This is a genomic window from Kribbella qitaiheensis, from assembly GCF_014217565.1.
In the GTDB taxonomy this organism is placed as follows: domain Bacteria; phylum Actinomycetota; class Actinomycetes; order Propionibacteriales; family Kribbellaceae; genus Kribbella; species Kribbella qitaiheensis_A.
The window spans coordinates 6469657-6491887 of sequence record NZ_CP043661.1; the positions used below are offsets into that span (position 1 = coordinate 6469657).

A 22231-nucleotide genomic window follows, 5' to 3' on the forward strand; every position below is an offset into this window, starting at 1 on the left:
GCCGCGCGAGGGAGGCTTTCGCCCACCCCGACTCGCGTTCCGGGAGAGGCGTTGTGCCCACCGACCATTTCCATAGACTATGAATATAAAAATGCTATGCTTCGAGCATGAGTCGTCAAGACACCGCTCCTGGAGCGTCCGCCGCCATCGGGGCAGCCCTCTACGGCCTGGCCACTAGGGCCGCGAGACGCCTGCCCCGGGATATGAGCCTGACGTCCGCCGCCACCCTGGCCACCCTGGACCGGACCGGCCCGCGGCGCATCACCGATCTGACCGCGGTCGAGGGCATCACCCAGCCCGCGATGACCACCCTGGTCCGGGTGATGGAGGAGTCCGGACTGGTCGAGCGGCGGGGCGACGCGTCCGACAAGCGGGTCACGCTGGTGTGCCTGACCGAGGCCGGCGCCTCCTATGTCCGGACGCGGCGCCAGGCGGGCGTCCACGCGTTCGAGCGGTTGATCGGCGAGCTCACCGGCGACGAGGTCGAGGCGCTGGTGGCGGCCCTTCCGGCGCTGAAGCATCTGGCAGAGCTCGAAAGCCAGGACCGCGAAGGGCCGAAGCAGCTACCGGGCAGCCGGTCGGCGGGGTCGCGGTGAAGGCGTTCCCGGTGGCGCGTTCCGAGGCGCGGCTGCTGGTCCCCGCCCTGATGTTCGTCGCTCTGGTCGTGGCGGCGGTCGCCAGCCTCGGGACGCCGCTCATCACCAGCGTGGCGACCTCGTTCCACGTCTCGCTCGGCAGCGCGCAGTGGACGCTGACCGTCGCGCTGCTCAGCGGCGCCGTCGCCACGCCGCTCCTGGGCCGGCTCGGAGCCGGCCCGCACCGGCGGGCCACGATCCTCGCCACGCTGGCGGTCGTCGTCGCCGGCAGCGCGCTCACCGTGCTGCCGCTGCCGTTCGCGTGGCTGCTGGCCGGCAGGGCGGCCCAGGGCGTCGGGCTCGGGCTGACGGCGCTGATGATGGGCGTGGCCCGGGACCACCTCCCCGAGGAGCGCAGCGCGGCCGTGATCGCCCTGATCTCGGTGGTCTCGATCATCGGGGCCGGCGTCGGCTACCCGCTGGCCGCACTGCTCGCCGAACTCGGCGGGGTACGGGCCGCCTACGGCCTCGGCCTGGTCGTCACCGCCGCCGCCCTCCTGACCGCGTGGCGCTCCATGCCCGAAGCCCCCGAAGGCCGCTCCGCCCACGTGGACGTGGCAGGCGCGGTCGTCCTGTCCGCTGCGCTGCTCCTGGTGCTGTTCCTCGCCGGCGAACGGAATCTGTGGAGCCGGCACCTCGCCGTGGCGGCGGGCCTCGCCGTCGTCGCGGTGGTGCTGCTCTGCATCTGGGCCGTCATCGAGCTGCGCAGCACGACGCCCCTGATCGATGTACGGGCGCTGCGGCACCCGGCGGTCGCCGGGACGAACCTCGCCATGTTCGTCGGCGGGATCGGCATGTACCTCCTGCTCACGCTCATCACCCGGTTCGCGCAGACGCCGCACGGCGCCGGCTACGGCTTTGGGCTGACGACCTTCGTCGCCGGGCTGGTCCTCATCCCGTTCTCGGTGCTGGGGTTCGTCGCAGGCAAGCTCACGCCGCGGGTCCGGACGCGGATCGCCGACCCCCTGGTCCTGGCCGGCAGCGCCGTCGTGGTCGGCGGCGGGTTCGCCCTGTTCGCGGCCGCCCGGTCGGACCTGGCCGAACTGTTCGCGGCGATGGGCGTGCTCGGCTTCGGCGTCGGCGGCTTCTCGGCCGCGATGCCCGGCGTCATCCTGGCCGTCACCCCCAAGAGCGAGACGTCGAGCGCCATGAGCTTCAACTACGTCGTCCGCAGCGTCGGGTACTCCCTGGGCAGTGCCATCGGCGGCCTGATCCTCGCCGCGGGCACCGGCCCCGGCCACCTCTTCCCCGACGACAGCGCCTACACCACCGCGGCGCTGGTCGGCATCGGCGCCATGGCGATCGCGACGCTGACAAGCCTCGCTCTCGCCCGCCGACGGTCGTCCGAGACCAACCCGTAAGTCAGATGCACTCATCCCAACACTGGAGGTTCCATGCCCAAGGGCTACTGGGTCAGCGCCTACCGCACCATTTCAGACCCTGAGAAGCTGGCTGCTTACAACAAGCTGGCGGCTCCGGCCGTCAAGGCCGGGGGCGGTCGGACCCTCGTCCGTGGCAGTCGGGTCGTGGCGTATGACGCCGGAATCGCCGAGCGCACCGTCCTGGTCGAGTTCGACAGCTTCGAGCAGGCCGTCGCGGCGCACGAGAGTGCGGCCTATCAGGAGGCGCTGGTCGCCCTCTCCGACGGCGTCGAGCGCGACTTCCGCATCGTCGAAGGCATCGACTGACCGAGGTCCCAGTCGGATCTTCACTGAAGGACCAGGCGAGCTGTCCCAGTCGGCATCTGGTACGGACAAGTGGGTCAGCTCGCCGACCAGTTAGTGCGCTGGCCGACCTCCGCCCGGCCCGTCAAGGGAACCATCGTGTGGTGTGGAATGCGGTCGCGGCTGCTAACGGGCTTGCTAACAGTGGCCACGAATCGGCAGGACAGCCCTGGACAGTCCGCAAATTCGGCGGGTGCTCTCAGGAGCGCTGTGATCGAGGACGAATCCTCTGAAATCGACTACGGCTCCGGCCGGTCAGTAACGGTCACTCTCCAGCCGAACCCCACACCCATCACTGCACCGCTCACCTAGGCGCAACAGCTCGTTTTGCCATAGTACGGAGAAGGATCAGAGGCGACGCGAGTTTGATCGGCGTGACCGCCGCCCCGCCATGGGGCCGGGTGGGCACAACGCCGCCGCCCGCGACGTGAGTCGGGGTGGGCGAGAGGCGCTCAGCTGGGGACGGCAGCGGGCTGCGGGGAGGTAAGTGCCGCCAGCAGGCGGTCTTGTACTGCGGTGGTCGCGGAGCTCACCGCGCCGAGGAGGACGGCGTCGCCGGTTACACCGGTGACCTCCAACTGGGTGCCGAGTGGGGAACGAGCGGCCAAGGCGTCGACGACCTCGTCGCGCAGGGCCGTGCCGCCGGCCTGGGAGACTTCGCCTGCCAGCACGATCAGCGGTGGGTCGATCAGCGTGATGACCGACATCAGCCCGATCGCGACCCGCTCGGCCAGGACCTTCAGGAACTCGCGGGCGCGGTCGTCGTCGAGCGCCTCGACGGCCGCGGCGACCACTTCCTGCGGCGTACCGCCGGTGAGGCCGAACTGCTCACCGAGGTCGAGGACCGGACCGCCACCAACCAGGTCGTGGAAGTCGCGTGCTTCGGTCCCGATCGCCGGGACGGGCATGTAGCCGAGCTCACCCGCGCAGCCGTGAGCTCCGCGCATCAGCGTGCCGCCCTGGTCGATCGCGAAGCCGGAACCCCCGGCCAGCCAGAGCACCGTGAACGCGTCGACGTCAGCCGCGACGCCGTGCGAACGCTCGGCGATCGCCGCCAGGTTCACGTCGTTGTCGACCATCACCTCGGTCTCCAGCCGGGCCCGGATCTCGTTCACCAACCCGGGCCGGTCCAGCCCCGGCACGTCGATGTAGCGGATGTCGCCGGTACGCGGATCAGGCGAACCCGGTACGCCGAGTTGCACCTGCAGCAGCAGGTCGCGTGGGATCCGCGCCTGCCGGCAGAGCTCGCTGACGATGTCCGCCACGATGTCGACCGGGTCCGCGCCGTCGAAGGTCACATTGCTCTCGACGGTCGCCCGCACCTCGCCGGCCAGGTCCGCGATGATCGCCGAGACCGACGGCTGGTGGCTTCCCCCGACATCGCGGCCGCTGACATCGCGGATCGACAGCGCCGCGATGTAGCCGGCGTCGGCGTTCGCGGCGTACATGGCCGCGTTGGGCCCGGGGCCGCCGCTGGAGTGCCCGACGACGATCGCCAGCCCGGCATCCTCCAGCCGCCGCAGCACCTCGGACGCGGTCGGCTTCGACAGCCCGGTCAGGTCCCGTAAGTCTGTCCGCGTCAACGGCCCGCGCTCGAACAGGTACGCCAGGGCGGCGGCCTCGTTCATTCCGCGCAGCAATCGCGCCGAACCTGCCGGTCGAGCCACCCCGAGTCCTTCCGCCAACCAAAGTCACCAGTCGGTCAACGATATCCCGCTGAGACCGCTCTCAAACCGGAATCGCTCCCGGACGCGCTGGTCAGCTCTCCCGTTCGTGCCCACCGACCCCGCGATGCGGTGCGGCCGGGTCGGACGCCGTACTGCGGCTCTCGGCCGGCTCGTCACTCGGTGTGTCGATCGAGACCAGTCCGTCGGCGGCCTCAGCGGCGCTACCCACGCCGGTCGTCGACGACCGCGGAGCGTCGGGGTCACGGGTGGTCAGGTTGCCGACCCGGAGCACCTCGCCGTTCCGCACGTACCAGGTGGTGCCGTCCTCGCCGCGCAGCTGGGTGACGCGCAGGCCGACCGCCTCGACGACGCCGGTGGCCTTCTCCATGTCGACCAGGTCGCCGACGGCGTACTGGTCCTCGAAGATCATGAACACGCCGGCCAGGAAGTCCTTCACCAGCGTCTGCGCGCCGAATCCGAGCGCGACGCCGATGATGCTCGCCGACGCCACCACCGGCAGGATGTTGAAGCCGAGCTCGGCCAGCACCATCACCACCAGGATGGCGGTCAGGATGATAGTGACCGTGCTGCACAGCAGCGACCCGATGGTCTCGGCGCGCTGGGTCCGGCGCTCGTTCAGCAGGTTCTGCTCGACGAACTCCTGGCCGCGCTTGGACCTGGCCAGGACGCCGGCCACGGCGCCGTTCCCGGTCCGCCGGGCGAATCGCCGGATCGCCTTGTGCAGCACCCATCGGATCACGAAGAAGGCCACGATCAGCCCGGCGATCCGGGCCGGCACGGCGACGATCTGATCGGTCACTTCCAGCTTGCCGTCGTTGCCTCTACGGAAGAACGTCGGGAACGCTGCTGGGAGCGAAAACAGGGGGTGACTGAGCAGGGACACGGGGTGACTGAGCAGAATAGGCATCTCGCCGCCCTACTGTAGTGATCCGTTCGCCGCTCAGGTTCCCCCACCCCGAGAAGTCCGCGAGGAGGAAGACAAGGTCATGCCGACCCGGCTGGATGACGAGCTGCGCAGGCTGGTGAGTGCGGGTGTGCTCCGCGAGTACCAGGCGGACGCACTGCGCGACGCAGCCGAGGCCGACTCCTCCCAGCCCAGCTCCGGTACTGCGGACGCGGAGCCGCGTGCGCCAAGGACGCCACCTGCCGCCACCCACTCGTCCGCGTTGACCGAGGTGCTCGGCTACCTAGGCGGTGCGCTCCTCCTGGGCGCTGTGGCGCTCCTCACGCTCGCGAACTGGGGTGAGATGAGCCGCGCCGCCAGGATCAGTACGGGCGGCAGTGCGGCAGTCATCCTGCTCGGAACAGCCGTTGTCCTCGCCGTGCTCCAGCGCCGCGAACAGCTCAGCTCCGCGTTGGCTTCACTCGGCTGCTGCGTCGCCGGCTTCGCCACGTACGTCGCCGTCGAGGGTGAGGCGGGCCGGGTCATCGGCGTCGCCGTCGCGCTCGCCCTGGCCGCCGTCGGGCTCTGGTGGCTCGCGGGCTCATCGTTGCTAGTGGCAACTTTCGCGGTGATGGGCGTCGGGGTCGTGGTGCTCACCGCGGACGTGTTGACACCCGACAACGGCACGGCCACCAACTCGGCCGGTATCGCCGGGACGGGGTTCATCCTGGTCGCGTTCGTGATGTCCATGCTCGGCCTGGTCCGGGATCAGGTGACCGCGTGGGCGCTGGGTGGGGCCGCGATGTTCAGCTCGTCGATCTGCTGGCTCATCCAGGAGCGCGGCGAGGTGATGGCCCTCGCTGTCGGTACTGCGGGCCCGGCGGCTCTCCTGGTCGCCTACGGTCGCCGCCACGCGTCGGCGTACGCGGTGGTCGGCTGCTCGATCCTGCTGGTCATCTGGCCAACAGCGCTCTACCAGTTGACCGACAACGTCGCCGGCGTCGCCATCGGCCTAGTGGTCGCCAGCGCTGCCTTGCTCATCTCAGTACTCCTCCTGACCCGCCGCCAACGCCAGGTCACCTGATCGAGACGACACCCCGGTTGCTGTGGTCTGTTCACCGGGGCGGCCTCCATACGGCAGACTCGCTCGCGTGACTGCTCCTACTCCTGACCTTGTCGAGCTCGCCGTCGCCCATGGGGTGGCGACTGAGTACTGGGACTGGCAGGGGGAACATGTGCTGGTCTCCAGCGAGGTGGTCGCCGCTGTGCTGGCCGCGCTCGGGGTGGATGCGTCGACGCCACAGCGGGCCGCTGATGCTCTGGCGGTGCACCGCCAAGTTCGCTGGCGCCGGGTGCTGCCCGCCACTGTCGTGCTGCGAGAAGGCTGGACGCCGTGGTTCGCCGTACACCTGCCGCATGGCTCGACGGCCGAGGTCTGGCTCGATCTGGAGGACGGCGGTCAGCGCCGGGATATCGCGCAGCAGGACCACCTGGTCGAGCCGGAGTGGGTGGACGGCGTGCAGATCGGCGAGGCCACCTTCCAGTTGCCCGGTGATCTACCGCTCGGCTACCACCGGCTGTGCGCACGGATCGGCAGCAACCCGGAGATCTCCGTCGGCACGGTGATCGTCACCCCGCAGAAGCTCGAGCCGCAGAAGTTGCAGCGGACCTGGGGATGGGTGCTGCAGCTGTACTCCGTTCGCTCGCGCCGCTCCTGGGGGATCGGCGACCTGCACGACCTCGCGGATCTCGCCGCCTGGTCCGCCAACGACCTCGGCGCCGGCTTTGTCCTGATCAATCCGCTGCACGCCGCCGAGACGGCCGGCCGGATGGAGCCCTCGCCGTACCTGCCGGCGTCGCGGCGGTTCTCGAACCCGCTGTACCTGCGGATCGAGGACATCGACGAGTACGGCGATCTCGCGCCGGCCGAGCGCGATCAGGTCCGGGCGCTCAGCCTGCAGACCCGCGCGCTGAGCGAGGACGCGAACGCACTGGACCGCGACACCGTCTGGGCCGCCAAGCGGGAGGCGCTGCAGTTGCTGTTCGGCGCCCGACCGTCGATCGGCCGGATCGCGGAGTACGGCGCGTACTGCGACCGGGAGGGCCAGGGGCTGATCGACTTCGCCACCTGGGCCGCGATCGCCGACGTGCACGGGCCGGAGTGGAGCAAATGGCCCGAAGAGCTGCGCGATCCGTCCTCGGGACCAGTGGTTGCCTTTCGCAACGACAATCCGGATGCGGTCGAGTTCCACTGCTGGTTGCAGTGGCAGCTGGACGAGCAGCTGGCCAGGACCCAGGCGCGGGCGAAGGGCGCGGGAATGTCGCTCGGGATCCTGCACGACCTCGCGGTCGGCGTGCACCCGGACGGCGCCGACGCGTGGGCCTTGCAGCGGGTGCTCGCCGCTGGAATCCACGTCGGCGCTCCGCCGGACGCGTTCAACCAGCAGGGCCAGGACTGGTCCCAGCCGCCGTGGCGGCCGGACGCCCTGGCCGAGACCGGCTACGCGCCGTGGCGGGACCTGGTCCGGGCGGTGATCCGGCACGGCGGCGGCCTGCGGATCGACCACATCCTGGGGATGTTCCGGCTCTGGTGGGTGACCTCGCCCGAGTCGCCGACCGCCGGCACCTACGTCCGCTACGACCACGAAGCCTTGATCGGGATCCTCGTCCTCGAAGCGGCCCGGGCCGGCATCGTCGTGGTGGGAGAGGACCTCGGCACGGTCGAGCCATGGGTGCGCGACTACCTCACCGAACGCGGCATCCTCGGTACGTCGGTGCTCTGGTTCGAGCGCGACGCCGATGGTCAGCCGCTGGCACCCGAGAGGTGGCGGGAACTCTGCCTGGCAACGGTGACGACGCATGACCTTCCGCCCACAGCGGGTTACCTGGCCGGCGATCATGTCGAACTCCGCGATCGCCTCGGCCTGCTGACCCGGCCGGTCGCCGAAGAGCTCGCTGTGGACGAGGCGGATCGCGATGCGTGGCTGAACGCCTTGCGGGAAAGGCATTTGCTCGGCAATGCCGACGGTGACGTGGAACGGATCGTGGAAGCCCTGCACCGGTACGTCGCGCACACCCCGGCCAAATTGGTCGGTGTCGCGTTGACCGACGCGGTGGGCGAACGGCGTACGCAGAACCAGCCGGGCACCACCGACGAGTACCCGAACTGGCGGATCCCGCTCGGCGGCCCGGACGGAATGCCTGTCATGCTTGAGGATCTGCCCACCAACCACCGGTTGCGGCGACTGATCGGGACTTTGTCCATATAGCCCGAAACCCCCACCCTGCAAGCTTTTCGATCCTGATCGAATCGTTGTCACACCAGTGCCGCCCGGGTCTGATCAAATGCGCGCGATGGCCCGGCGGGTCAGTACTGTCGTTCGTAATGGCTCTTGGAGTTGATGCGAAGAGGCGGTCGAGGAAGGTGTCCGTCGACCGGGAGCCGGCTGCTTGGGGAGGCATATCGGTGAGAAGCGGATCCGTGGACGAACACATGCTCAGACCGTTGGGACTGTCGGCCGACGCCGAGAAGATCTACCGGTGTCTGCTGGAGGACCCCCGGACCGAGATTCCACCGCTGGCCGCCCGGGTGGGCTGGCCGGTCGACCGCCTCGAGGTCGGCGTCAACGAACTGCTCGAGCTCGCCCTGGTGCGCTACTCCTGGGAACGCCCGCACGAACTGCATCTGGTCAGCCCCGAGGTCAGCCTGGTGCCGCTGCTGACCCAGCAGGAGCTGGCGCTGCTGGACAAGCAGAAGGAGGTCGTGGCCAGCCGGGTCGCGATCGAGGAGATCGTCGCCGAGTACGGCGACCGCGCCGCCGCCAGCGGGTACCACGACGCCGAGCGGCTGGTCGGGCTGGACAATATCCGGCTCCGGCTGGAGGCGCTGATGGCCGGCGTCGAGACCGAGATTCTGGCCTTCTCCGACGGCGGTCCGCAGTCCGCGGCCAGCATGGAGGCGGGCCGGCCGCTGGACGAGTCGATGCTGGAGCGTGGGGTCCGGATGCGGGGTGTCTACCTGGACAGCCTGGCCAACGACGGTCCCACCGCCCGCTACGTCGGCTGGTTGCACGAGCGGGGTGCGCGGATCCGCACCACCGCGACGCTGCCGTTGCGGATGCTGATCACGGACCGCAAGTGCGTGATGGTGCCGATGGACGTCACCGACAGCGCACAGGGCGCGCTGCTGATCCGCGACACCGGTGTCGTCGCGGCTCTCTGCGCCCTCTTCGAAGCCGTCTGGGAGAAGAGCGCCGCGTTCGGCGGCAGCCGGTCCGGCCGCGACGACGTCGGTCTGACCCGGCAGGAACGGGCGGTCGTCCAATTGCTCGCCGAGGGTCACACCGACGAGGTGGTGGCTCGCCGGCTCGGTGTCTCGGTCCGGACCAGTCGCCGGCTGACGGCCGACCTGATGGTCCGGCTCGATGCCCGCAGCCGTTTCCAGGCCGGGGTCCGGGCGATTCGCGCCGGCTGGCTGCCGGTCGACGACGACGACCAGTTCCTGCCGGCGCCCGCGAGCTCCGACTCAGCCTGAGCCGAGGTGGCAGGCGGCAAGGTCGAAGGCCTGCCGGTCGCGGTGCCGGGCGAGCAATTCGGTCATCACGCGGTTCTCTACGTCGGCCGGCAGGCTGGGGGTCGACTCGCCGAGCCGCTGCACCAGCCGATGCAGTGCCGCCGTCAGCCAGGCCGGGTCCTGGACGAAACCTCGCTGGTTGTGACGCCAGACCCCGATGCAGGAAGCCGCCGCGACCAGCACCGCATACCGTCCGGCCAACGCGAACGAGTCCGGGGTGGCCAGCGGCGTTCTGTCCCTCGGGGGCAGCGTCCTACTCCGCGCCTGCACCTGCCGTACGCCGGTGGCGAGCTGATCGCCGTACGACGCGAGCAGGTCCCCGGGGAGCAGCTCGGCTGTGATGGCGGCCAACGGATCTCCCGGACTGGCCCGGGCCCTCGCCAGGTGGGCGAAGTCGAGATCCGGCAGCGGTTCGCCGAGACCGAACAGCGTGGCCGGGTCGGGGGAGTCGCGCTCGGACGCACCACCCGGTAGCTCCGGAATCAGAGCTGATCGACGCCGGGCGCCACCTGTCGCGACCAGCGGAGCGGCCTGCAGATCGCGCCGGTGCTTCTGGAAGATCGCGTACCGCCCGTCCCGCCGATGCGCCTCAATTCCGAGGACGCCGTCGAGTGCGGCGATCACGTCACGAGCCAGTACGACGGCCAGTCGGTCTACAGCGTCCAGATAGCTCGCGGGGCGCCCAGGCATCAGGTGCAGCGCGCGTCCCGCGACGGTGGCCAGACAGTCGAGCACCAAGAGATCGACGAAAGCTCCGGCCAGCGCGGACCGTACGTACGGCAGGCGCTGCCGTCGTTGAGCCGACTCGACAGCTGCCCGCAGTTGCGTGTCCAGCAGTCCAACGGTGGCGCCGGCCAAGGTGGTCCGGGTGACAGCCAAGGCAGTCCTGGCCAGCTCGATGCCGCCGTTGAAGCCGCCGACCAGCTGTGCGTCCTGCCGCTGTTCTCCCAGGTCCAGGTCGCCGAACCGCAGTCCTCGAACGCCTGTGTGTTGCCGCGGTGCCGGAGGCGTCTGCCCATGCGGCAACAGCAGCACCGAGTACTTCGTACTGCCCAGCGCGGAGCCTGTTCGCGCTACGACGGCGACCGGCGCATCCCAGCCGGTCAGGCCCGACACCGCGGGGCGCGATCCCTCCAGCGCCAGCTCGTCGCCGTACCGGCGTGCCACCAGCTCCGACCCGGCCAGCTGGCTGTCGGGCTCGCCGTACGACGCCAGCGGCAGGCGGTTGACGAGCATGGTCTTAGCGAGCGGCTCCTGCTGACTGGGATCGCCGGAGGACCAGACGAGCGATGAGCTGAGTAGTGGCGCTATCCCGGCACCGAGGCCGACTGTGGCGTCTCTGCGAAACAGCGGGCGCAGCAACTGAACCAGACGATCGGTCGTGCTCAGCCGTCCGCCGTGGATCCGCGGCACCAGCTCGGCACTCCAGTTGATCGCCTTCAGGAGTTCACTGGCACCAGGCAGCGGTACGGCGGCCTCGTCGGCACCGATGACAGCGTCGAAGCTGAACGGGTTGTGGGCGTCGGCCGCATCCCCGAGGGCCGACTCGACCTCGGCAGGCTGCAGTGTCGCGGTCGACGTCATGGCCGGCTCTCTTCGGAAAGGGGGTAGGGGAACAGGGACAGCAGCCGGCCGGAGCGCAGTTGCTGAACCATGGCAGGCATCAGCCGGCCGTAGGCGATCTGCACGGTCTCGGCGAGTCCCGCCGGCGGGACCCGCATCAGGCCGAGCAGCCGGACCAGACAGGCCTCCAGCCAGACGCCGCCGGTCCAGAGATCGTCTTTGGGATGGTCCGCGTAGTTCCGCAACCAGACCTGCAGGCAGGCGGACGCGGCGAAGCAGAGCGAGTACCTCTTGCCCAGCTCCAGCGCGACCGTCGGGTCGATGGCGTCGGCCAGCTGACAGTGCAGGTCGTTGGCGACACTCAGTACTACCTCGGCGCTCCCGGCGAGCTGATGGCTGACCACTCCCGCGTTGGCCAGCGATTCGAGCTCGGCCACCGCGACCGGCAGACCGTTCATCAGTGACGAGCCGTTGCGGGACAACAGTTGCAGTTGATCCGCACGCAGCTCGGGCAGGTCGGTGGTCAGGGCCGCGGCAGGTGCTAGCGGCGCCGGTTGTCCATAGGTGCGGACCAGCAACGGCAGCTGTCCCGCAAGGCTTCGCAGCACCCGGACCCCGCCAGAGACGGCACCGGCTGTCTGGTGATCGCGTAGCGCCTTGCCGACTCTGCCTTCGTCCGTCGTGAGTTCCGCGGCGAGCCGGATCAGGTCGTCGGCCCGGTCGCGAAGGAACACTGTCGCGGCCGGTCCGACCACCGCCAGTTCGTCCGTGCTGACCTGCACGCTCCTGGTGGCGACCAACGCCACCGCCTCGGCCGCGAGCAGATCCGCATAGGCCTCGGTGAGTCGCCGGCGCACCTGCGGCAGGTCGACCAGACGAAGGTCGTAGACGGTGTCCTCGATCACCCGGTCGAGGGCCAGCCGCAGTACCTGGTCGATGCCGCCCAGCGAGACCGCCGCGTCGACGATCCAGGTCAGCTGCCGGCTCTTCATGGCCAGCTCGACGCCTGAACCCTCGGTCCCGATCAGGTCGGTGGCCGCCACCTCGGTGTCGTGCAGGGTGAGGCTGCCGTGGTCCGTACCGCGAATGCCGTGCAGCCGGGCGGGCGGCGCGAGCTGAGCGCGCTCTGTCTCGACCAGGAACATCGACATTTCCATGAGGTCGTCACCGGTTCGAGCCAGCAGCCCGGTGAGCCCGCCACGAGTCCGCGGCGCTGCCGGTGTTGTTCCGGTCAGTACGTAGCCGGCCGGCGAGGCCGCTGCCACAGGTGGACCGATCGGATCCGGTGGACTGCTGGCCATGTCCAACGCGTCGCCCACCCCACCGCCCCGGAACCGCCGCTCGGCCCTGTGACCTCGCACCAGTTCGACCCCGAGTCGCAAGGCCAGCGGGGGTGCGGCGGCGATCCAGGTCGGCACCGCATCGACGTACGCCGCTCCGTGGGCGACCGCGACAGTCATGTCCCGCCGAGCCACCGTGCGCAGCAGCTGGAAGAGGTCCTCGTAGTTCTGCAACGCGCCGCCGTACTGCGGTGGCACGTAGTACGTCGATAGGCCCAGGCCGTCGAGCTGGTCGCAGATGGCGGCCGGGAACTCGTCCCGTGCGTCCAGGCCTGCGCAGTTCTCGTACGAGAAGAGCTGATCGGGGTCGGTGGGGTCGCCCAGCCTGGCCTCGAGCTCGGCAGCCAACTGGTGCGGCTTGAGCATCACTGCGCCGCCACGGCCGGGACAGCGGCGTTCCTGCGTCGGGCCGGCACCGCGGGTGCCGGCAGTGGCTCGGTGAAGCGGAACCGTTGACGGGTCTGACGGCCCAGCACCTCGTAGACGGGAGCGAGCGCGTCACTGCGGAACAGCTCGCGCATCAGCGTGCGCTGCACCCGCCCAGCGACTCGGTGGATCTGCCCTGGCCTCAGGAAGACGACATTGGCGACCCGCACCCGGTACCGATCCCGTAGCGCGTCGCGGACGGCAGTCGCCAGCGCGGTCAGATCTCCGTTGCTGGTGCGTGCCGGGACCTCCTGCAGGACAACGAGTTCTTCCCGCGGTACGTCGACCGCGCAGACGCAGCCGGGCAGGTCGGCGAAGGCAGGCTCGAGCTGGCTGAGCTCCTGCTCGATGTCGTGGGCGTAGAGGCTGCGGCCGTCGATGGCCAGCCGGTCGTTGACCCGGCCGGTCCGGTACAGCTGGCCGCCGTGGATCACGCCGAGATCGCCGGTCGGCGCATAGCCGTCCAGCCAGATCTCACCGACCAGGCCGTCCAGCAGCTCGGTCTGGGTCGCGGAGTTGAAGACCTGCAGCCCGGTGCCTTCCACGGGACCGCAGCTGACCAGGTCGAGTCCACCGGCCGCGGGCTGCAGGGTGTCGCGTTCGAGGGCCCAGCGATCGGCCGGCGTGACGAGCGGGCCGTCGATCCGGTCGCCGGGTGGGGAGACGGTGATCAGCCGGGCGCCGTCGGCCGGACCGTAGGCGGGCGTGAGCGCACGCGGGTTCAGCCCGGACGGCGCGAAGCGCTCAGCGAAGGCAGTCAGGGTGGCTGCCGAGACCGGCTCCGGCCCGTTCACCGCAGTACGAAGCCTGGACAGGTCGAAGATGCTCGCGACCTCGGCGGAGATCCTGCGGACGCAGTGGTCGTAGGCGAAGTTCGGCGCCGCGGTCAGCCGGATGTCGAAGGTGTCGATCAGCTGCAGCCACCGCTGCGGGTGCTTCAGGAACTCCGTCGGGGACATCAGCACGCTGGTCGCGCCGACCGCCAGCGGCGCCAGCAGCAGGCCGACCAGGCCGAGGTTGTGGTGCATCGGCAGCCAGCCGCCGATCGTGCCGTGCGCGGCCAGGTCCAGCGTGTTGTCGAGCATCTCGATGTCTCGGGCCAGGCCCGCATGCGAGATCGAGTGCCCGGCCAGGTCCGTGCCGGTCGAGGTGTACTGCACGAATGCCGGCGACGACCCGTGCACCTCGATCGGTCCGGCGGCCTGCACCCGGGACAGGTCGACCAGGTCGGTGGCGAACAGGGCCAGCTCGTTCAGCCGGTCCTGGATCAGCCAGTCCGCCACCCCGTCCAGGTGCTCGGTGTCGGTCAGCACCAGCCGCGGCCCGGCATCCAGGGCGATGCCGGTGGTGAGCGACAGGTGATGACCGAAGGTGCCGGGCAGCGGAGCCGGTACCGGCACGCAACCGGCGTACAGACAACCCCAGAACGCCTTGGCGAAGTCGATCGAGGACGGGTAGAGCAGCAGCACCCGGTCGCCGGGGACCGCGTGGGCCCGCAGCCACCCGGCGATCGCCCTGGCCCCGTCATGCAGTTCCCCGTACGTCGCGGTGCCGGTGGCGGCCCGCCCGTCCCGGTGGCTGACCTCGATCAGCGCCGGGCGGGACGGGTCGTCCCGCACCTGCCGGCCGAACCTGGTGACCAGATCCTCGTTCACGTCATCGCCTCCTACCGAACTGTTACGACTGGTGTGGCCGTTCGTCGTCCTATCGGTGAGTATTGACGACTTCATCAGCTCGAAGTGCGGTTCCGACTGTCATGAAACGCCGACTGCAAGTTGCTGCCAATCGATCGCCGGCCAGCTGATCTCGACCGGTGGCAGACCCGCTTGAAGTGCCAGTGCGGCGACACAGCGCGACCCCGCGGACAGGTCCTGGACCGACCAGGCAGAGGCGCCGACGATGGCTTCGTGGGACACCGTCACCAGCCCGTTGGAGGCAGGCTGGACGTCGATCTCGCGCAGTGGTGCCATCAGACCGATCCCGCTGGCTTTCAGCACCGCCTCCTTTCTGGTCCAGCAGCGCAGGAACAATGCCTTCCGGGCCTGTGCGTCAGGTTCGGCGCGCAGCGCTGCCAGCTCGGCAGGTGTCATCACCATCGGCGCGACCCGATCGAAATCGACCGCGGCGGCACCTTCGATGTCGACCCCGACCAAGCGGTCCTTGGTAACCGCGAGCAGCCAGTCGTAGTCGGATCTGGAGAGGCTGAACGCCAGCCCTGTCCGTGGCTTGATCAGCTCTGGCGGTCCGTGGTCAGGACTGCCACAGCCAGGACAGATCCGTCGACCGAAGCCCAGCCGGCCCGGCGTCTCCCGGACGTACGCGGCCAGGATTCGCCGTACCGCGGCCCGTGAACCGGCGAACTGCGCGCCGGCCGACGGCACCATCCGGGCGAACCGCTCCAGCTCGGCGGCATCCAGCACCGCCAGGTCGGCCGCGTCCGGCTCGGTCGGGGCCCTGCCCCGGAACAGGTGCACCGCGCCGCTTGTCGGCGGTGGTGGGAACCCATGGGTGTACACGGTCATCTCACACTCCGGCTCCGGCGAGTGCCTCCATGACGCTTGCCCGGTGCAACTTCTTGACCGAGGGCTCGAGGTCCTCGAAGTGCGGCTGCAGCCGGTCGGTGACGAACAACTCCCGCATGCTGGTCCGGCGGACCTTGCCGCTGGTGGTGCGGAGTACGCCGCCGCGCTTGACGAAGCACACGTTCGCGACCGGGCTGCCGGCGTACGCCGAGAGCTCGGACTTGACCAGATCGGCGAGCTGCTGGAGCTCGGTCGGCGCGGCCGCTCCGGCGGTCCGGATCTCCTGGATGACGACGATCCGCTCGGCGCCGTCACCGGGAACACCGAACGCGGCGCTGGCACCCTCGGACAGGGCCGGGTGCAGCAGGCCGAGCTTGCGCTCCAAGTCCTGCGGATAGATGTTGCGGCCGTTGACGATGATGAGTTCCTTGATCCGGCCGGTGATGTAGAGATCGCCGTCGTGGCAGACGCCCAGGTCGCCGGTCCGCAGGTACGGGCCTTCGTCGTCGTTGGTGTAGGCGTCGAACACGGCCGCGCTCTCGTCCGGCTTGCCCCAGTAGCCCAGGGCGACACTCGGACCGCTCAGCCAGATCTCGCCGATCCGGCCGTCCTCCAGCGGGGTGCGGGAGTCCGGATCGACGATCCGCAGGTCGAAGCCGGTCGGGACCGGCCCGCTGCTGGTCAGCTCGCGGCCGGCGGCCACGTCGTCGGTGGGAGTGAACAGGCGGCGCTCGATGTCGGCGGCGTCGACCCGGACCGGTTGCGCCCGCCGGTTCTCGTCGGTGCCGGTGACCAGCAGGCCGACCTCGGCCATCCCGTAGCAGGGCCGGATCGTCTCCGGCCGCAGGCCGGCCGGGGCGAAGTGCAGCTCGAACCGCCTCAGGGTGGCGGGGTCGACCGGCTCAGCGCCGTTGAGTGCGTGCCGCCAGCGGCTCAGGTCGAGCTGCTCGACCTGAGCCGGCTTGATCCGCCGTACGCAGAGGTCGTAGGCGAAGTTCGGCGCCGGGCTGATGTGGATGCCTTCTTGGTCGATCAGGTCGAGCCAGCGGTACGGGTCGCGCAGGAAGCTCATCGGCGACATCAGCCAGAGCGTGCCGCCGAGGAAGATCGTCGACAGTGACCCGCCGATCAGGCCCATGTCGTGATAGTGCGGCAGCCAGGACGCGACCTTCGCGCAGGTCGGCAGGCCGAAGGTCCGCTTGATCAGGTCGAGGTTGGCCCAGAGGCTCTCGTGCGAAACCATCACGCCCCGTGGCTCGCTGGTCGAACCCGACGTGAACTGCAGCAGGGCAAGCGTTTCCGGCCGGATCACCGGCTCGCGCCAGCCGTCCGGGTCGCCGAGGTCGTCGGCGTCGGTGGCGGCGCAGAGGATGTCGTGGTCGATCAGTTCAGCGAGCTGCTCCTGCAGGTCGGCGAGGTTCGCGTGGTCGGTGAAGAGCACGGAACAGCCGGCCGCGTTGACGATCGTGCGGAGCCGGTCGACCTTGCCCTTGCCGTCACCGGCGGGCAATGGGGCCGGCACCGGGATCATCCCGGCGTACAGGCAGGCGAAGAAGGCAGTCACGAAGGCGGCACCGGGCGGATAGAGGAGCAGCACGCGGTCGCCCGCGGCGCGGTGCTCCTGCAGCCAGGAGGCCAGTCGCCGCGACCGGAGGTCGAGCTCGCCGTAGCTGAGCTCGGTCCGTACCGCCGAACCGGGACCGTCGGGCAGGAAGACGATCGCGTTCTGATCGCCGATCACCTGCGCGTACTCCCGGGTCGAGTGGAAGATGTCGTTGTGCTGCATGGGTTTCCTTCCTAGGGGCGTCGGTCGGGTCAGGCAGCCGCGGTGCCGCCGAGCCGGAGCGGGACGAGGGAGAAGAGCCGCTCGTCCTCCCAGCTGCTGAGCATCTCGGCCTCGACCACGACGAGGCTGTCCGGATCGAGCTGCTGGTCGGGGATGAGCCGGGTGAGGATCCGCTGCAGGGCGAGCACGACCCACTCGGGCCGGCCGACGAATCCGCCACGGCCCGCGTTGGCGTTCCAGGTGTGCAGACAGGCCGCCGCCGCATGGACCAGGCAGTGCTGTCGCGCCAGGGTGAAGCCGCGTGAGTTGGAGTGCAGGTCATTGCCCTGCTTCACCAGTTCCCGGACGCCTTGCTGCAGTTTCTCCTGTACCGCAAGGACTTCTCCGGCCACCTGCTCGAGCGTCACGTACTCCGCCGGGATCGCCGCGACGACGTCCGGAAGGCTCTGCGTGATCTCGTCCAGGCCACCGTTGGTGAGCTTGAACCGGTCGAAGCGCAGATCCCACTCCGGCGGCTCGTACTCATGGTCGTAGAGGTCCTGCAGCAGGGCCTCGGTGTTCAGGTCGTACTCGGGCCGCAGCAACAGCGAAGGTAACTGGCTGGCCACCACGTGCTGGTGGACGTGGCTGGTTCCTTCGAAGATGCTGACGATCCTGTTGTCCCGCAGCATCTTCTGGAAGATGCCGTCGTTCACGCCCTCGCGCATGAAGTGCCGCGCGGCCAGGACCGAGCCGAGACTGCTCAGCACCTCGTCGATCAGACCAGGGACCAGGTACTTCGTGACCGACGACCACAGGCTGAGCCGCGCCGGCATGACCGAGATGGCCCGTGCCGTGGCTGCCGTGGTGCATTCGGCGACCAGCAGATCGACGTACGCCGCCAGTACTTGTTCGCGGATCACCTGGATCTCGTGCACGGTGCGGCCGTAGAGCCGGCGGCCGCGGATGTGGTCGAGAGTGGTGCGGAGACCGGTGTCGGCGACTCCCATCGACATCGCGGTCACCAGGGTCCGGCTGATCTGCAGGGTCTTGATGGCCTCTTCCATCCCGCGACCACGGCTGCCGATGACGGCACTGGCCGGGACCGGGCAGTCGTTCAGGGTGATCCCGGAGACGTCCGCGCCGCGCAGGCCGAGCGTCTTCACCCGCGGCTCGGTTGCCCAGTGCAACGGGTTGAGATTCTCCTTGTCCACCAGGAAGGCGGAGAAGCCGCGCGGTCCGGCCGGCCCGGTCCGGGCGAAGATGGTGGCGAACGTACTGCGGATGCCGTTCCCGATCGGCCACTTGGTCCCGGTCAGCAGGTAGCCCGCCTCATCGCCGCCCTCGGCGAGCACCTCGCCGGCCACGACGTCACAACCGTGATCAGCCTCGGACAGGCCGAAAGCTCCGAACGCACCGCCCTTGATCAGCTCGGCGACCCGGGCCCGCTGGGCATCGTCACCCCAGCCCCAGACCGGCATCGCACCGAGGAAGGTGGCGCCCGAGCTCAGCGCCGGGGTCATGTCACGGCGGGCCAGCGAACGGATCAGCCCGAACATCCGCTCCATGTCGTGGAACCGGCCACCCTCGGCCGCCGGTACGTAGTGCAGTGGATAGCCCCACTCGGCCAGCGCGTCGAACGCCGGGACGGCCTTCTCCTCGCGCTCGTCGTACTCCATCTGCTCCGCGAACGTGATCCGGGAGCCCGGGGCGCGCGGGTCGCCGAGGAACTCCTCGAAGTCCTCGACGGTTTCGTGTACCGAGCTCCGGCCCGCTCTCACCTCCGGGTGAGTGGCGGTGGACATCAGGCGAGGCTCTCGGCGCTCGCCAGCTGCTCGGAGATCAGCGCGATGGTCGGGTAGGACCAGGCCAGGTGGTCCGGCACGTGCGTGCCCAGCCACTCCTCCAGCTCGGCCACCAGCTCCATCGCGTGCACCGAGTCGACGCCGATCGACGCCAGCGGTGCCGTCGGGTCCACCTCGTCCGGCGTCACCCCGATCATCCGCGCCACCCGGCCGCGCAGGAACTCGCTGAGTTCGGCGGCGGTGACCACCCGGTTCACGACCGGGGTCTCGGTTTCCCCCGGCGTAGAACCTTTCCAGTCTATCTGCGACATGTCGTCTCGCTCCTTCTGCGCACACCTTCGTGCTTTCGGCTACTCGGATGCCGAGCACCATCCAGGGGTCTCCGGCCGGACCCACGATCCAGAGCGCGCCTATATTCCGCCGATAGCTCTCGGAGCGGCGGGGGAGGTAAAGGGCCTCTCCTGACGCATGTGCGGATCAGAGTCAGCGGCAGGCACGCCGCTCGTCCGTCCTGTTTTCACGTTCTGTGGCCGGGTGGCTGGACCTTGGACAGGATGTCGGGGGCTCGGACAAGCTATTTCGTGTCCCAGCCGCCGGCAGGGTGTCCCAGCCCCCGGCAGGGTGTCCCAGCCCCCGGCAGGGTGTCCCAGCCCCCGGCAGCACGTCCCGGGTTCGGGCGGGGTGCGACTTTGTGCACCGGGATCTGTGATTGCCCGGCCGGTATCTGCTCAGACCGTGCACAGAGTCTCGCTGCGGATGGCTGACGCCGGTGGGGGTCGGTGCGGCGGCTGGGCGGCGTACTGGTCCGGCGGGGTCGACTACCAATTCCGACCTCAACGCCTTTATCGCGGCACTGGCCCACCGGAGTGGTGTACGACGTCCGGCTGAACGGCGGTTCTGGCCCGCATGTACGTCAGGAGAGCCCGTATAGGGGCGATATGGCGGTGCCGGTGAGTCTTCAAGGGAGTTCGTGAGTCCCCTGAAAGGTCGCCCGGGCACTGTCCCGGCCGGCCACCGGCGAAGCAGTGAGGTTGGTGGTGACAAAGATGACGCGAAAAGTTGTGCCGAGCATTCTCGACAGCATCGGTGACACGCCTCTGGTGGAGCTGGGGAACCTGATCCCCGGTTTCCACTCCCGCGTTTTCGCGAAGATGGAACGGTTCAATCCCAGCGGCAGCATCAAGGACCGGACGGCTTACAGCATGATCCGGGCGGCACTGGCGTCAGGCGAGCTGGTTCCCGGGCGGTCGGTGGTGGTGGAGTCGAGCTCGGGCAACCTCGCCATCGGGCTGGCCCAGATCTGCCGGTACTTCGGCCTGCGGTTCATCTGCGTGGTCGACCGGAACACGACGGAGCGCAACCTGGCGATCCTGGACGCGTTCAAGGTCGAGGTGGAGGTGGTCACCGAGCCCGATCCGGCCGGTGGGCTGCTCGCCGCCCGGCTGCGGCGGGTCCGCGAGCTGGCCGCGACCGTCCCGAACGCCTACTGGCCGAACCAGTACGCCAATCCGATGAACCCCCGCGCACACCACGAGACGATGCGCGAGATCGAAGAAGCCCTGGCCGGCAAGGTCGACTACCTGTTCGCCTCGGTGAGCACGTTCGGCACCCTGCGCGGCTGCGCCGACCACATCCGCCGGGCCGGCCTGCCGACCACGGTGGTCGGGGTCGACGCCGTGGGCAGCGTGATCTTCGGCGGGTCGCCGGCGTCGCGACTGCTGCCGGGGCACGGCGCCTCGGTCCGGCCGCCGCTGGCCGACAACTCGATGGTCGACGAGGTGGTGCACATCTCCGACCTGGAGGCGGTGGTCTCCTGCCGCCGGCTGCTGATGACCGAGGCGATCCTCGGCGGCGGTTCGTCCGGCGCGACCGTGGCCGCGCTGGAGAAGTTCTCCGACCGGGTCCCGGCCGGCTCGAACTGCGTCCTGATCTTCCCCGACGGCGGCGACCGCTACGTCGACACCGTCTACTCCGACACCTGGGTCCGCCGGAACTTCGGCGAAGTCTCCCACCTCTGGAAGGAACCCTTTGAGATGAGCGTTCCCGCATGATCATCCTCGGTCATTCGGACGTGCGGGAGATCCTGTCCGGCAGCGAGCAGCAGACCCTCGAGGTGGTCCGGTCGGCGTACCGGCGGCACGACGAGGGCCGCTCCGCGGTACCGCACTCGGTCTTCCTGCGATTCCCCGGCGACAACCGCAACCGGATCATCGGGCTGCCTGCCTTCGCGGGTGGCGACAAGCCGGTCGCGGGCATGAAGTGGATCGCCTCCTTCCCTGGCAACGTGGAGCGGGGGCTGCAGCGCGCCAGCGCCGCGATCTTGCTCAACTCGCTGGAGAACGGTCACCCGGAAGCCCTGATCGAGGGCTCCCAGATCTCTGCCCGCCGTACGGCGGCGAGCGCGGCCGTCGCGGCCCAGGAGCTGACCGCGGGCGACCCGCCGACCGGCGTCACGCTGATCGGCACCGGCGTCATCAACCTGGAGGTGTTCCGGTTCCTCACCGAGGCGTTGCCCTCGATCGAGGAGCTCACCGTCTTCGACACCGACGCCGAGCGGGCCGCGTCGTTCGCCGAGAAGTGCCAGGAGATCAAGCCGGTCAAGGCCAACCAGGCCGCCACCATCGACGAGGCCATGGCCGCGCAGAAGCTGATCTCCTTCGCCACCACGGCGATCGAGCCGCACACAGGTCTTGACGCCTGCCAGCCGGGCACCGTCGTACTGCACCTGTCGCTGCGTGACCTGTACGCCGACGCGATCGTTGCCGCGCGCAATGTTGTCGACGACGCGGACCACGTCTGCCGGGAGGGCACCTCGCTCTACCTGGCCCAGCAGCAGACCGGCGGCCGCGCCTTCATCGACGCGCCGATCGGCGCCCTGCTCCGCGGTACGGCGAACGTCGACCGTGGCCCGGACGAGATCGTCGTCTACTCGCCATTCGGCCTCGGCGTACTGGACATGGCGCTGGCCGACTTCGTCCGGACAGAGGCGGAGCAGCGCGGTCTGGGCGCGACCTTCAACGACTTCATTCCTGCCTGAGAGAGGAGCAAGAAAGATGCCTGAAGCAACTGACGACCGCTCCTATCTGGTGGTCCGCAACGACGAGGAGCAGTACTCGCTACTGCTCGCTGACCGGCCGCTTCCGAAGGGCTGGCGGCCGGCTGGGTTCGAAGGCGACCGTGAGGCCTGCCTGGCGCACATCGGTGCGACCTGGACCGACCTGCGCCCGCTGAGCCTGCGCCGCCGCCTGGCGAGCGCGTCCACCACTGCCTGAAACCCGTTCCATCCTTTCCCGCCAGGAGACGACTG

The 22231-nt window shown here is 69.5% G+C and carries 18 protein-coding genes; 9 read left to right on the plus strand and 9 right to left on the minus strand.

Features of this window, described 5'->3' with window-relative positions; translation table 11 throughout:
- Positions 1 to 107: 107 nt before the first annotated feature.
- The 3 genes from F1D05_RS30930 to F1D05_RS30940 are packed head-to-tail and all read left to right on the plus strand — an operon-like array spanning position 108 to position 2323.
- Entirely contained in the window at positions 108 to 596 is a 489-nt protein-coding gene (locus F1D05_RS30930) for a MarR family winged helix-turn-helix transcriptional regulator (protein WP_246486109.1), read from the plus strand.
- An 11-nt stretch (positions 597 to 607) separates the two neighbouring features.
- On the plus strand, positions 608 to 1996 hold the full coding sequence (locus F1D05_RS30935) for an MFS transporter (RefSeq protein ID WP_206685900.1): 1389 nt from the start codon (positions 608 to 610) through the stop codon (positions 1994 to 1996).
- A 33-nt stretch (positions 1997 to 2029) separates the two neighbouring features.
- Positions 2030 to 2323, plus strand: a complete 294-nt coding sequence (locus F1D05_RS30940; protein ID WP_185443915.1) for a DUF1330 domain-containing protein — start codon at positions 2030 to 2032, stop codon at positions 2321 to 2323.
- 488 nt (positions 2324 to 2811) lie between these two features.
- Here the strand turns inward: F1D05_RS30940 and F1D05_RS30945 are convergent, their stop codons facing one another.
- Positions 2812 to 4026 (minus strand): ROK family transcriptional regulator, encoded by a 1215-nt coding sequence (locus F1D05_RS30945; protein WP_185443916.1) that lies wholly within the window; start codon positions 4024 to 4026, stop codon positions 2812 to 2814.
- Between the two features lie 91 nt (positions 4027 to 4117).
- Positions 4118 to 4954: a mechanosensitive ion channel family protein gene (locus F1D05_RS30950; protein ID WP_185443917.1), complete on the minus strand. Its 837-nt coding sequence runs from the start codon at positions 4952 to 4954 to the stop codon at positions 4118 to 4120.
- 79 nt (positions 4955 to 5033) lie between these two features.
- Here F1D05_RS30950 and F1D05_RS30955 point away from each other — a divergent pair, with 79 nt between their 5' ends.
- The 3 genes from F1D05_RS30955 (at position 5034) to F1D05_RS30965 (ending at position 9464) form a co-directional block, all read left to right on the plus strand.
- Positions 5034 to 6014 (plus strand): DUF2157 domain-containing protein, encoded by a 981-nt coding sequence (locus F1D05_RS30955; protein WP_185443918.1) that lies wholly within the window; start codon positions 5034 to 5036, stop codon positions 6012 to 6014.
- Positions 6015 to 6081: 67 nt separating this feature from the next.
- A complete protein-coding gene (gene malQ, locus F1D05_RS30960) occupies positions 6082 to 8199 on the plus strand; it encodes a 4-alpha-glucanotransferase (RefSeq protein WP_185443919.1) in 2118 nt (705 codons plus the stop codon).
- A gap of 224 nt (positions 8200 to 8423) precedes the next feature.
- Entirely contained in the window at positions 8424 to 9464 is a 1041-nt protein-coding gene (locus F1D05_RS30965) for a helix-turn-helix transcriptional regulator (protein ID WP_185443920.1), read from the plus strand.
- On the opposite strand, the gene F1D05_RS30970 is transcribed toward F1D05_RS30965, so the two are convergent.
- From F1D05_RS30970 to F1D05_RS31000, 7 genes are all read right to left on the minus strand, one after another.
- Entirely contained in the window at positions 9456 to 11087 is a 1632-nt protein-coding gene (locus F1D05_RS30970; protein WP_185443921.1) for a hypothetical protein, read from the minus strand. The two genes, F1D05_RS30965 and F1D05_RS30970, sit on opposite strands and share 9 nt — an antisense overlap.
- Positions 11084 to 12772, minus strand: a complete 1689-nt coding sequence (locus F1D05_RS30975) for an acyl-CoA dehydrogenase family protein (RefSeq protein WP_185443922.1) — start codon at positions 12770 to 12772, stop codon at positions 11084 to 11086. The genes F1D05_RS30970 and F1D05_RS30975 overlap by 4 nt, the downstream gene beginning before the upstream one ends.
- Positions 12772 to 14487: an AMP-binding protein gene (locus tag F1D05_RS30980; protein ID WP_185443923.1), complete on the minus strand. Its 1716-nt coding sequence runs from the start codon at positions 14485 to 14487 to the stop codon at positions 12772 to 12774. Before F1D05_RS30980 ends, F1D05_RS30975 begins: the two co-directional genes overlap by 1 nt.
- Positions 14488 to 14586: 99 nt before the next feature.
- Positions 14587 to 15354 (minus strand): 4'-phosphopantetheinyl transferase family protein, encoded by a 768-nt coding sequence (locus F1D05_RS30985; protein WP_185443924.1) that lies wholly within the window; start codon positions 15352 to 15354, stop codon positions 14587 to 14589.
- Between the two features lies 1 nt (position 15355).
- On the minus strand, positions 15356 to 17140 hold the full coding sequence (locus F1D05_RS30990; protein ID WP_185443925.1) for a fatty acyl-AMP ligase: 1785 nt from the start codon (positions 17138 to 17140) through the stop codon (positions 15356 to 15358).
- Positions 17141 to 17169: 29 nt separating this feature from the next.
- Positions 17170 to 18924 (minus strand): acyl-CoA dehydrogenase family protein, encoded by a 1755-nt coding sequence (locus F1D05_RS30995; protein ID WP_185443926.1) that lies wholly within the window; start codon positions 18922 to 18924, stop codon positions 17170 to 17172.
- Positions 18924 to 19235: an acyl carrier protein gene (locus F1D05_RS31000; protein ID WP_185443927.1), complete on the minus strand. Its 312-nt coding sequence runs from the start codon at positions 19233 to 19235 to the stop codon at positions 18924 to 18926. The genes F1D05_RS30995 and F1D05_RS31000 overlap by 1 nt, the downstream gene beginning before the upstream one ends.
- Positions 19236 to 19970: 735 nt before the next feature.
- Between F1D05_RS31000 and sbnA the strand changes: the two genes are divergently transcribed.
- Genes sbnA through F1D05_RS31015 form a run of 3 tightly spaced genes read left to right on the plus strand, consistent with a single transcriptional unit; the run spans position 19971 to position 22196 of the window.
- Positions 19971 to 20975, plus strand: coding sequence for a 2,3-diaminopropionate biosynthesis protein SbnA (sbnA, locus tag F1D05_RS31005; RefSeq protein WP_185443928.1), 1005 nt, complete (start codon positions 19971 to 19973; stop codon positions 20973 to 20975).
- Entirely contained in the window at positions 20972 to 21961 is a 990-nt protein-coding gene (sbnB, locus tag F1D05_RS31010) for a 2,3-diaminopropionate biosynthesis protein SbnB (protein WP_185443929.1), read from the plus strand. The genes sbnA and sbnB overlap by 4 nt, the downstream gene beginning before the upstream one ends.
- 16 nt (positions 21962 to 21977) lie before the next feature.
- On the plus strand, positions 21978 to 22196 hold the full coding sequence (locus F1D05_RS31015) for an MbtH family protein (protein ID WP_185443930.1): 219 nt from the start codon (positions 21978 to 21980) through the stop codon (positions 22194 to 22196).
- Positions 22197 to 22231: the final 35 nt, after the last annotated feature.